Below are 11,514 nucleotides of genomic sequence, written 5' to 3'. Positions count from 1 at the left end.
AGGAGTCAGGAGTCAGGAGTCAGGAGAAAGAAGGAGAAAGTTAGGAGAAAGGAGTCAGGAGTCAGGAGTCAGGAGAAGGAAGGAGAAAGTTAGGAGAAAGAAGTCACGAGAAGGGATGAGTAAAAATGCTGACTCCTGAATTCTTCTTCCTGAGTTTTGACTCCTGACTCCTGACTCCTGAATTCTTCTTCCTGAGTTTTGACTCCTGACTCCTGACTCCTGAATTCTTCTTCCTGACTCCTTACTCTGAATTCAAAATTCTGACTCCTGACTACTGCATCCTGAATTCTCTTTTCTTAATCCTGAATTGTCTCTACGACTTCTGATTTTACTATAATAGGATTCTAACAATCTACTAACTTCTTCAATATCTAAGATTAAAGACTGAGAATTCCCATAGTTCAGGTCTTCAGATAGGATTAAATAATATCGACATTCCTCTAAAGAACCTTGTGCTATATTTAAAAAGCGCATTTTATCAGCAAGACCTTGTTTTTTAAATCCTTCTGCTATATTAGCAGCAATAGATACTGCTGCTCGTCTAAACTGAGAAGTCAATCCATACAGTTCGCTACTTGGAAATTTACTGGTAAACTTATAAACCCCTAAAACAAATTTATGAGATTTTTGCCACACAATTAAATCTTGAAATTTTTTAGCTGGTTCGAGTTTCATCCTAAATTCTCCTTTCTAACTCCTGACTCCTAAATTCTCCTTTCTAACTCCTGACTCCTGACTCCTGACTCCTGACTCCTTTCCTCAATATACCACCCTTGCCCTTAAACTCAATCTTTCTACTGGATTGCGATCGAGGGTTTGTTTTATACTGCTAATATCCGAGGCATTTGCTGACAAAGCTGGCTTGAATTCTAAGGTGATTTTCAAACTAACAGTTGCTTGCGCGTCGGGGCTGTTCAACAAAGTGTTGATAGTCGAGAAAAAGCTCTGAAATCCCCGCAACCCCCCTTGATATTCCAAGCGCACAAATTGGTCGCCGGTTTGAATGGTTGCGGTTTGGTCGATTTGCGGTTGCCAGCGCTGCAATAGGGCAATTGCTGTTCCCAATTTGCGATAATCCATGACTCGATCCACAGACAATTCTAGCATTTCGATGGCTTGTATTTTGTTGTCGCTGATGCGATCGCCCAATCCCGCAAATACCGCATTCACCGTGCCGTCGAGTTCGATAGTCGGCGGTTTCGCCTCCCACAAAGTCCCCTGTAGCCCTTCCACCACATAAGGAGAATTGTCACTATATCGAACGCTAGGAACTTGAGGATTTAGATTGACATTGGTTGATTTTTCTGCTGTCTCACCGTTACCGTAATCGGCCACCACCCGAAAAATAGTGTTATTCACAATGGTGATTTCACACTCATCGGAAGGGAAGAAATTTCCCGGCACTAAACTATCATTTTGATACAAACTAACACTCAGTGCTCCTTTGGCTTTCCACCTCACCCGCACCGATTTTGCCGCCTCGGTACCGGGCATCAATTGAGCGCTGAGTTCCACTGATTTCGGCGCTGGAGGTTCGAGAATGCCGCGCCTGTACAGTAGGGCGCGATCGCTAAATTCGATCGTCTCCGGCAACACCAACACGCTATCATCGGTTTTGATAAACAGTCTCTCCCCAACTTTCAGATCCCAATTGCCCATTTTCAACCCTTCGCGAATCGTCTCCCGCAGCATCGAAACTTCCGCATCGAGGAGAATATTCAAACTCAAATCCTTAGCAAAAGCATCGCGCAGCGCCTTTGTCGTCCAACTATCCAACCCCGCAGGCCAAACTTTTTGCAAGATAAAAGCCGGGGCGAAAGGTTTAGCTTCTGCGGCGCGAATTTTGCCGCAATCTTTGAGGGCTTTGAGAATTACATCTTGCTGGTTGTTTTTGCCTTTCACCGTACTCGCATCCTGGGCGGAAAGAGTGTAGTGCATCAATCCTTTCGGTGCTTTTACCGGGTCGTTTGCAGCATAAAATAAATGGCGGTAAGCATTAGTTAAAGATATTCTCACAGCTATATCTTTCGCGCCTTCTCTTTCCTTGAGTTGCTTCTGCTGGCTTCCCGATAAATCTTCCATGCGGTTCTGACTTTTGAGAATATTTTGAATTGCTTTGTATTCTCTAGCATTGTCGATGGCCGTTTCTACTTCTAGCCGATTTGCTACTAAAAATAACAGCCGATTGCGGTAGGTGCGAAACTTCCCCGACTCGCCGCTGTTGTTAAAAATTCTCTCGATTAATTCCGGGGCTGCATCGGTAGAGGAATCCACCGTTTCATCGTCAAAGTCGATGGCGCACAGCGCCACATCCTCCGGGTTGTCGTCTACATTTCCGGGAGTTTCGACATTAGAAACTAAAGTAAAGAATTTCTTGGCAAAAATGCTATCCCGGCGAGTTCGCAAATCTGCTTTGGCTAATTCCCTCGTGACTTGTTCTTTCTCTTCGGTAATAATTTTGTTAATCGAAGGTTCTTCTTTAAACCGCGCCAAGGATGTGATCGGATCGAAGTCTAAATACCAGGCTACCTTAGTTAATGTTTCTAAAACGCGATCGACAAAACCGCTGTCAACCCCTGGAGTCAGCAGCGACAAATTCAACTCCGCCAGCCGAATACCCGAAGAATTTCCCTGAGTCAAAGAATGCAGAAAAATTGTTCGCCCTACCCAAGTAGAAAACGGCGGTTTTCCCGCTGCTATCCATTCCGCATCTTGCAATTGTGCGTAAGCCGGCCTACCGTCGGGATTGTAGATATCAGCGCCGAGGCACGGGCGCATGGGCGATCGTTGCAACCGAGAGGTAAGATCGTTAGTAATTTCGCCATCCATCCCTAAAGGAATGTGATGCGTGTGAATCATCTGCACAAACGACTCAGAATTCAGAATCCTGACTCCAGAATTGTCCCTCCTGAATTCTTCTTCCTCACTCCTGAATTCTCCTGACTCCTGACTCCTGACTCCTGAATTCTCCTTCCTGACTCCTGACTCCTGACTCCTGACTCCTTCTACACTCCACAAATAGCGCACGACTTGCGCGAACAACCGCAAAGCCCCCCGCGTCTTCTGGAATTCGGGAATAGAAGCAATTTTTTTAGTCAGAAGATTGAACAATTCCGGGTGAAACGGATAACTTTGGACGATCGCCTTTGAGTATGACGCATCTTTGCACCCGTCGGGTAAATTAGCGCGGCAATTGCGATAAGCCGCCAAATATTCCGATGCCGCTTTTTGCGCCGCTTCTTCGCTAACTGTCGCAAACACGCGCTGTTTGACGATGTTGTAAATTTCGATATCTGTAGAAGGGCTTAACACCCTTTCTTGTCGGGCGGAGGCGCGCATCGTTTCTTGCAATTCTGCGGTTTCTTCTGCAAAGGTATCTGCGGTCGAGGCGAGGGAATAAACCAATATTAAATTATCGCACGCTGCCGCCAAATCCATCAAGGAAAATAGGAAAGCTACCACTTGTTCGGCTAAATCGCTGCGGCCAATTTGCTTGGCTTTTGCCGATCGCAAATACCGGGCAATTTCATCTAAAATAATTACCGTCGGCTGTCCCCCCGCCAACCTTTCTAACACCGAAGTACCGGGACTGACACCGCTTTTATCGCTACCTTGCAGTAATTGATAGCCTTGTATCCCGCCAATTTGGTAGGCAATTTCGCCCCAAAGCGTGTAGGTTGTCAAGCCGCTGTCGGCATGATAAACTCCTTGTTCCGGGTCTAAATCTCGACCGTCGATGGCTGCAACTTGAATCGGGCGATCGGGAATAGTATTAATATCTGTAAAGCGTTCCAATCCAGAAATTTCTCGCCCCTGCTTGCAGATATGCCAGAGTGCAATTTCATCGTGAGTTTTGCCGCCCCCAAAACTGGTTTCCAAACGAATTACCGCCGCCCCGCTGCTTTGCTTCGTCAAGCGGCTGAAAACTTCGCGGATCAAAGTTTTGATACCGTCAGTTGCGAAGGTGTTGGCAAAGAATTTATTGGCATCTTGATAAACTTGAGGTGCATTTCCTTCGACTACCAGCCGCAATTTTGCTGCAAATAAATCTAGAGACAAGTCTCCCGATAAAATTTCCTCTCTGGGCGCGCAGGTATCAAAGATTAATGGCAGCATTGATTATTTTGAAAAGTGAGGGAGACGCACAGAATAATATTTTACCAAAATCCGCGCCTCAATTGGTTCATTGCATTAATTGATTTGTTGATACGCTGCTCAATCCCTATTCTTCTTGCTTCTTGCTTAGGCTATATAGCGGTTCTCAATCTTGGTGAGGTATGGCCCATGCCCCATCCCTCCGCTTCGCTCCGCCCCATGCCATGCCCTGTTTGGCCCATGCCCTGTTTGGCCCATGCCCTGTTTGGCCCATGCCATGCCCCATGCCCCATGCCCCAAACAATTGTCCCCGCACCTACTCGCGAAGCAGGTACGGGGATTAATTTATCAAAAAAGTTGTGTTGTGCAGCTCTAGTGCTGCGGGCGATCGAAGAGTTCACATTTTCTTCATCCAATACTTTAACAAATTTTCTTTGACCATGTTCTGCCGCATAACTTCTAGCAGATATTCCTGAGCTTGGTCTAGGCTTAAGCTTTTGACTTGTTCGCTGAGGACTTGCAGTTTGAACTGCTGTTCCATGCTGAGGCTGGTTGTAGGCATATCCATAATTCGCTCCTCCAGTTTGCTGAGATCGATGCGAGATAGATCGAAATGACGTTTCGCAGGATTTGTTGTGTCTCCTACATTGTAAACTATCATAACATTCGCTTGACAATATGTCCAAAGTAGACATTTTGAGACTAATTTGTGCCGCAAAAGTACATCTAAGTGGGGAGAGCTTTATCATAAAAAGGCGTAAAGACCGGGAAGCCTAAGCCAAAGGAGTTAGTTTGTATGGATGCAATGGAGTTTTTTCAGAGTAGTGCTGGAGAATGGCGTTCTCAGCGGAGCACTCACCACCTCGCTTTCCGCCAAGCGGAGATTGGGGATTCAAATATTCAGGTAACGGCCCTAGGTGCGGATGACGCGCGAGTGGCTGAAATTTGCCAGATGCACGAGGTAGATCCGAGTCGGGCTGCTGGGGGAGCATTTGTGACTTGGCACGGCACTATGGCGTGGGATAAGGATGATGAGAATCACAAGGGCTCTACCGTATTCGCGATCGTCCCAGATCCTGAGAATCCGCGGCAGGGTTTGATGTTGCGGGAACGGGGCTATGCGGAAATTGTGCCGGTGGCAGGCCGTTTTGAGATGGATGATGAGGATGCGCTGCTGCTGATTACGGAATACGAGACGATGAGTTCGATCGAGCGTTTTTGGTTTGCCAATCCCAACGTGCGGATGCGGACGAGTAGCGTCAAGCGCTTTGGCGGTTTCAGCACTTCAACTTTTTGCACTGAAATTCGGGTGGAACCAGACTCGGATGCAACATCAGAAGCAGCAGGAGCTCAAGTGCCCGCCAGCGAGTTTTATTCGGCTCTGGGCTGGTAATTTAGTCATTAGTCATTAGTCAGCAGTCAGCAGTCAGTAGTCATTAGTCAGCAGTGGGCTGAGTCTCGAAACGACGCCAAAGTAATGACTAATGACCAATGACCAATGACTAATGACCAATGACTAATGACTTCCCCAAAGTCAACAAATGTTACAGATTGTTGCAAAAAATCAGGAAAACCAGATTTAGATTGCGGGAATCCCCTAATCTGTATGTTGGTTAGTTGTATCGTTATGCTGGCAGCTCGCGGTATCAACTATTTCTGAAATTTGAGATAACGGAGATTATAACGTGGCGCTTCCTTTGTTAAATTACGCCCCTAAGAGCCAAAATCAGCGTGTTGCTGGTTATGAAATAGGGGGCGACGAGCAGCCGAGAGTTTTCACAACTGAAAACGTGCTCTCGTCGGGAGACATGGAAAATTTGATTTGGGCTGGATATCGCCAGATTTACAGCGAACACCAAATCCTCAAGAGCAACCGCCAAACGTTTTTGGAGTCGCAACTGAAGTTCGGCCAGATTACGGTGCGGGATTTCATTCGCGGTTTGGCGACTTCGGCTCCTTTCTTGGAGCGGAATTACCAAACTAACAGCAACTACCGATTTGTGGAAATGTGCGTGCAGCGCGTTTTGGGTCGGGATGTGTACAGCGATCGCGAAAAGATTGCTTGGTCGATCGTGGTAGCCACTAAGGGGCCTCAAGGGTTTATTGACGAGTTGGTCAATAGCGAAGAGTACCTGGGCAAGTTTGGCTACGATACAGTACCTTACCAACAGCGCCGGATTTTGCCTCAGCGTGTTGGAGGAGAAACTCCTTTCAACTTGAAGACTCCTCGCTACGGTGAGTACCACCGCTCGCAGCTAGGCTTCCCGCAAATCATTTGGCAGACGACTGTTCGCCGTTTTGTTCCTCAAGAGCAGCAAGCGAAGGCTGGCGATCCGTCCAACTATTTGGGTATGGCGCGGCAAGTCGCACCTCCTGCTACTCCTCCGCAGCGGGTGCCGTTGGCCAATATCAATATCGAGACGATGGTTCCTTACCGTCGGTAATTGATGCTGCCTGGTGCGATTATTTGTGTCGGGCGATCGATTTTGAGTCTAAAAGAATTTTGAGTTTTGAGTTTTGAGGTTTGAGTTTTTTGATAAACTTGGAATCCAAAACTCAGGACTCATAATTTTTAGCCCACATTCCGCCGTGGTAAAACTTCGTGTTACAGCGAACTCAGGTTAATTCGGCTCCACGACCTTACCGTAGTCTAATTTAATGATGCGATCGCAAAAATCAAAATAGCGGTCATCGTGACTAATTGCCAGGACGGTTTTACCTCGGTGTTTTAACTCTGGTAACAGTTGTTTGTAGAAGATTTCTCGGAAGTTGGGATCTTGATCTGCTGCCCATTCATCGAATAAATAAATGGGACGATCTTCTAAATAAGCAGTTAGGAGTGCCAGACGTTTACGCTGTCCTTGGGAAAGTTCAATCGTGGAAAAACGACCATTTTTAATTTTCATTTTTTGGTCTAATTGAAGTTTTTTCAGATAATTATCCGCTTGAATATCTAGATTATCTAAATCTAGTCCCAGCAAACGTTCAAATAAATAAAAATCATAAAATACAGTAGAAAACAACTGACGGTAATCTTGACGGTTACGATCGCTAACCATCTTAGCATCGAGATAAATCGCGCCCGCATCAGGAATATACAGTCCAGTAATTAGTTTTGCCAGAGTGGATTTACCACTACCATTTCCACCTACAATAAAAATTATTTCTCCTGGATATAACTTTAAATCAATTGGTCCCAATGTGAAACTTTCCTCCTGCTCTTTGCCGTAGGTATGACTAATACCAATGAGTTCAATACTCTGGAAATTAAGCGGTGTTTGAAGTTCAGAAGAAAATGCTTCAGAACGACTAGCAAGTGATAACCCCAATTTTTCAATATTGTGCAACGCGACGCTGGCGCGACTCAATCCAGGTAGCAAAGCAAGCGCTCGCTGTAACGGTTCAGTTAAATAAGTAATGACAAGTACGTAACCTGATAAAACAGTGGCATTAAGAGGCGTAAATTTGGGCAAAGCGAAGACTAATAAACCGACAATTACCAAGAATATTAATTGTCCAACGCCGTTAGAAATACCGAATAGTTTTACACATTCAATGTCGTAATAAAGAGTTGCTGCCGCTGTAATTTTCAGTTCTTCATTGACAAAAGCTTGATGGCGTTTGCTATTTAATTTTAGTTCTTTAATTCCATTAGTAATCGTGTGAAAATGTTTAAATAAATTATCTTGCTCTTTTCGGGCAAGGCTGAGAAATACCTGAGCTTTTGCTGACAAAATTTTCAGCAATACTAAGGCAAATGTTAATGCGATCGCCGTCACTAAAAATACTACCCACGACAACCAGTACAAGTATACCAAGCAACCTAAAATTAGTGCAATATCAATCCACAAAAAGGGGATGCTACCAATCGTGTTGCCAATCATTTCGGTATCTTCTGTTAAAGTGGCTATAATCCGATTCGTCCCAATTTCTTCTAGATGCCGAAGGGGACAAGCTAAGATCCAATCACTTAATTTCAACCGCAGTTCGTAAACGCTATTGTATGATACACTAGATAATAAATACTGAGATGTAAGATTAGTTAAAAAAGCGACGGTTGCTAATCCAATAAAACCTAAAAAGAGTTGTTCTGTTTGATTAACAGTGCTACTAATGGCATTATTAATTAACGCAATTAATGAAGCGCTACAAGCCCCGCTGATTGAACCTGTGAGGGCTGCGATCGCAACTGTAAACCAAGACGACTGGAGGAGAAACCACATCATCTTCATGATAATTCAACCTCAAAAAATGATTTTTATTTTGGGTTTTATAAAATACTAGAAATTAATTTTAAATTTCCAGGGTTTTTTTCAAATCGTGTTCCACATAATCTGGTTCACGAAATGGCTTACCATCTATCTCTACCCAAGCATGAGCTTCAAATGGTTTAAGCTTCACTCCTGTACACCATAAAACTGACTGACCTTTGCTTAAAGCGAAAAGTACGAAAGCTAATGAGAATTCTAAGCAAGCAGATCTTCCCAAATAAAATGAGCTAGATTGATGTATGGCTGTCCACGCAGTGTCTGCTTCTTCCCTGCTCATTTTACGAAAGTAGGAACGTCTTGCTAGGCGAATAAACTTGACAATCGTTATAAGAGAAAAAAGTCGTAGCATGACATGTGCTGCGGTTAGAGCCAACAAACCTCTGAGCCTATCTACCCATTTTAAGCTTGAGTCAATCGAACTCAATGACATTATTTTACTCATGATCGATATTTACTCCTGACACTAACGTTTATTGCCAATCTAGTTTTTAACTCAGTTATACTTGCTTAAAAAAATATTATAATTATTACTTAGCCAGCCACAATAGCTAGTTTATATACCGGTGGGTCTTCTGTCAAGCAAGCCAGCTTTTAACAGAGAAAAAACAAAATTCTCCATATCTTTTTTAATCACATCTTTTGAGGCATTATATGATTTTGATACTTCGTTGATTGCCAAATCAAATGAGTCATATTTTTCCAAAGCTTGCCAAAATTCAACTGCACTGTCTTTTAAAGCATAGTAAGTGTTTTTACGTAAATCCATTAAGATTATAACATCTTCAAGTATCGTTGTGGTAACGTATTTGGGAATATAAAATTTTGGCATTGTAATTTGTCCTGTTAAATACAAACAATGAAAATTAGCATCTTTAGACTTTAAGCATTTTCACTTTAAATAAGCTCGATCAAAAAAATGGTTAGACTTAAGTACGCTACGCAGCCAAAACTCAACTTCTAATGTAATTTCAAATTGGCATAAACCTATATTAAATCCCATGCTAAAATTTTCTATTGCAATCCTAAATTTTTCTAGGTCTATTAATCCAAGGTCTGCTAAACAGGAACTTTGGAGCAATTCATTAACCTGGGTTTGATTCTGCCGTATGCCGTCAAACATATCACGCGTGTAGTCACCTTTAGTTGTTCTGTTTAGTATAATCTCTGGTAAATCATAACGAAAGGCTGCATGTAGTAGTGGCTTAAACATAAATGGAGTGGTTTTTTCCTCAGTTCTTGCACAGAGACAAGCATCAACTACCAATGAGTCCAAATAAGGGACATCTAGATTGACGCCATAAATTTCAGCTACCTGCTGGAGAATCCTGCAACTGCGCCCCATAGCATAAATACTCTCAATAGCACCATGCTGACCTGGCTGGTTTGAAAATGGTTTAGCATCTGCCATGTACTGTTGTAACTGCTGTATGACCAACTCAGTGGTTTTTTGTGTATACCAACTAGCACAACTTGGAGGACTAGACCAAGCTATAATTTTCTGAATTTGTTCATATGATATTTGACCACTTTTTAGTTTTTTAGTTTGCTGCAACAGCCAACGACGGTAAGAGGTAGTTGCCAGCTTTACAGAATTACTTATTAAAGCTATTGGTGAAATATTTTTAACTTTTGCCCAACCAAAAGAATGCCGAATTAGTGTACCTAAATGTGCATTCTGAACAAGATCTGCCAGATATGAATAGGGTGCCAAAAGAACTGCGTCACCACCATCTCCGCTCAGATGCAACTGAGAGCCTTTCGACTTAACGACTTCTAGACCATAGAGAAATCGGCCCAAGGTAGTCGCAACTGGCGCAGGCTCATCGGTCATTGGCATTTCATCCAGATTGCTATAAGCCATAGGAAATTTGTTACTATCCAAAACTACGGAGCTAATATTGGGATAAAAACTAGCCGCCTGCTGTGCATACTTTAAATCTTCCAGCTCAGTAACAGAACTACTTGCAAACGTTATAGTGTGCAATTTACGACCCTGATTAGCTAAAGTTTTAGCCGCTATTAAAGATAAGCTGGTAGAGTCCATACCACCACTCAGATCGCTAGTTACAATGTCGTATAAATCTACTCTTCGTTCAACAGCAGCGATCAACTGTTCTCGTAACTGTTCGGCTGCTTCTAACCTGTCTTTAAGCTCTGTTGGCTCTGTCCAGTATGGCTCACAGACAACCTTGCCAGGGGATACTTGCAGATAGTGGCCTGGAGGAACTATTTGTATGTTGCAAAAAGGAGAGGAATTTTTATCTATACCTATCATTCCAGGATACATTAGCCAAGCAGCAAGCCAAGATAAATTTACTTTTGCATCGATCAGTTCTTTGATCGCAACACAATGCGAAGAATACACGATCGAAGAATTTTTTACCGTGTAAAATATGGGCTTAAGGCTTGCTCTATCTGTAAAAATATAATTTTGATTCCCATCTTTGACAATAAGGTTGTAATTACCTGGCAACTTCATTAAAATCCTGTAATCTTTAGTTCTTACAGCCAAATTAATTTGGTCAAATAGAGGCTCACTATGTATCAATAATCGACCAATAATCGCCAGCTCGACTTCTCCCTGAGATAAGTAAAAATAGTCAGTTTTCTTCCAAGACCCGCAGAGGAAAAGATAACTTTTATCTTTCCATATAATCTGAGAGTTACAAGGCTTTGCGAAAGCTAGAGCAACATCTTCAGCTTCAGCTAAAAAGCCATAAAACCAACGAAACATTGTTTGCTTCATATCTTTAATTAAGCTTTGAATTTTATACAATGCCGATCAAAACTTGTTGTTATAAAGTCTTAGTACCTGTAAGTTTTTACTCTCAAACTACCCACAACTTTTTTTATTATTAGTTGTTGAAAACAGTATTTATCATGCTGTTGTGAAAATATTCTGTAGCGCGAGCACCACGCTCGCGCTATAGTCTACAGAACAAGCGGAAACGTTACAACCATAAGATACCCTACTTACCAGTAGAATCTTCTCTGATCTCGCGTGTCAGCTAAACCACCACCCAACGTGGCTTCAACTACGTTGCCAAGTGGCAATAGTTGGGGAGCTTTATATGGCTTCAGTTTGATATCTTGAGCTTGGTTTTGTAATGATTGATGATCGGTGTTCATACACTTCTCCTTTTTCAGC

General features: G+C 43.0%; 11 protein-coding genes. 2 read left to right on the top strand and 9 right to left on the bottom strand.

Features of this window, described 5'->3' with window-relative positions; all coding sequences use genetic code 11:
* Positions 1-252 precede the first annotated feature (252 nt).
* From QUA97_RS09075 to QUA97_RS09060, 4 genes are all read right to left on the bottom strand, one after another.
* On the bottom strand, positions 253-675 hold the full coding sequence (locus tag QUA97_RS09075) for a four helix bundle protein (protein WP_333194415.1): 423 nt from the start codon (positions 673-675) through the stop codon (positions 253-255).
* An 84-nt stretch (positions 676-759) separates the two neighbouring features.
* Complete coding sequence (locus tag QUA97_RS09070; protein WP_333194414.1) at positions 760-4,116, bottom strand: ATP-binding protein; 3,357 nt, start codon at positions 4,114-4,116, stop codon at positions 760-762.
* Between the two features lie 131 nt (positions 4,117-4,247).
* A complete protein-coding gene (locus QUA97_RS09065) occupies positions 4,248-4,511 on the bottom strand; it encodes a hypothetical protein (RefSeq protein ID WP_333194412.1) in 264 nt (87 codons plus the stop codon).
* Positions 4,493-4,663 (bottom strand): NblA/ycf18 family protein, encoded by a 171-nt coding sequence (locus QUA97_RS09060; RefSeq protein ID WP_194067610.1) that lies wholly within the window; start codon positions 4,661-4,663, stop codon positions 4,493-4,495. Before QUA97_RS09060 ends, QUA97_RS09065 begins: the two co-directional genes overlap by 19 nt.
* 228 nt (positions 4,664-4,891) lie before the next feature.
* Between QUA97_RS09060 and QUA97_RS09055 the strand changes: the two genes are divergently transcribed.
* Both QUA97_RS09055 and QUA97_RS09050 read left to right on the top strand, forming a co-directional pair.
* The gene (locus QUA97_RS09055; RefSeq protein WP_194067611.1) at positions 4,892-5,488 is read left to right on the top strand and encodes a phycobiliprotein lyase; all 597 of its coding nucleotides are present in this window, start codon (positions 4,892-4,894) and stop codon (positions 5,486-5,488) included.
* Positions 5,489-5,780: 292 nt separating this feature from the next.
* On the top strand, positions 5,781-6,539 hold the full coding sequence (locus QUA97_RS09050) for a phycobilisome rod-core linker polypeptide (RefSeq protein ID WP_194067612.1): 759 nt from the start codon (positions 5,781-5,783) through the stop codon (positions 6,537-6,539).
* 177 nt (positions 6,540-6,716) lie between these two features.
* Here QUA97_RS09050 and QUA97_RS09045 read toward each other — a convergent pair whose 3' ends face one another.
* The 5 genes from QUA97_RS09045 to QUA97_RS09025 all read right to left on the bottom strand — a co-directional run bounded on the left by QUA97_RS09045 (position 6,717) and on the right by QUA97_RS09025 (position 11,495).
* The gene (locus QUA97_RS09045) at positions 6,717-8,327 is read right to left on the bottom strand and encodes a cyclic peptide export ABC transporter (RefSeq protein WP_333194411.1); all 1,611 of its coding nucleotides are present in this window, start codon (positions 8,325-8,327) and stop codon (positions 6,717-6,719) included.
* 61 nt (positions 8,328-8,388) lie between these two features.
* Positions 8,389-8,808: a lasso peptide biosynthesis B2 protein gene (locus tag QUA97_RS09040; protein ID WP_194067613.1), complete on the bottom strand. Its 420-nt coding sequence runs from the start codon at positions 8,806-8,808 to the stop codon at positions 8,389-8,391.
* Positions 8,809-8,919: 111 nt separating this feature from the next.
* Complete coding sequence (locus QUA97_RS09035) at positions 8,920-9,195, bottom strand: PqqD family protein (RefSeq protein WP_194067614.1); 276 nt, start codon at positions 9,193-9,195, stop codon at positions 8,920-8,922.
* Between the two features lie 60 nt (positions 9,196-9,255).
* On the bottom strand, positions 9,256-11,112 hold the full coding sequence (locus QUA97_RS09030; protein ID WP_333194410.1) for an albusnodin/ikarugamycin family macrolactam cyclase: 1,857 nt from the start codon (positions 11,110-11,112) through the stop codon (positions 9,256-9,258).
* A gap of 227 nt (positions 11,113-11,339) precedes the next feature.
* The gene (locus QUA97_RS09025) at positions 11,340-11,495 is read right to left on the bottom strand and encodes a hypothetical protein (RefSeq protein ID WP_194067616.1); all 156 of its coding nucleotides are present in this window, start codon (positions 11,493-11,495) and stop codon (positions 11,340-11,342) included.
* Between the last annotated feature and the right edge of the window lie 19 nt (positions 11,496-11,514).

The organism is Microcoleus sp. CZ3-B2 (assembly GCF_036705055.1).
Lineage (GTDB): Bacteria > Cyanobacteriota > Cyanobacteriia > Cyanobacteriales > Microcoleaceae > Microcoleus.
Note: the sequence above shows the minus strand (reverse complement) of the source record. Positions and strands in the feature narration are given on the sequence as shown.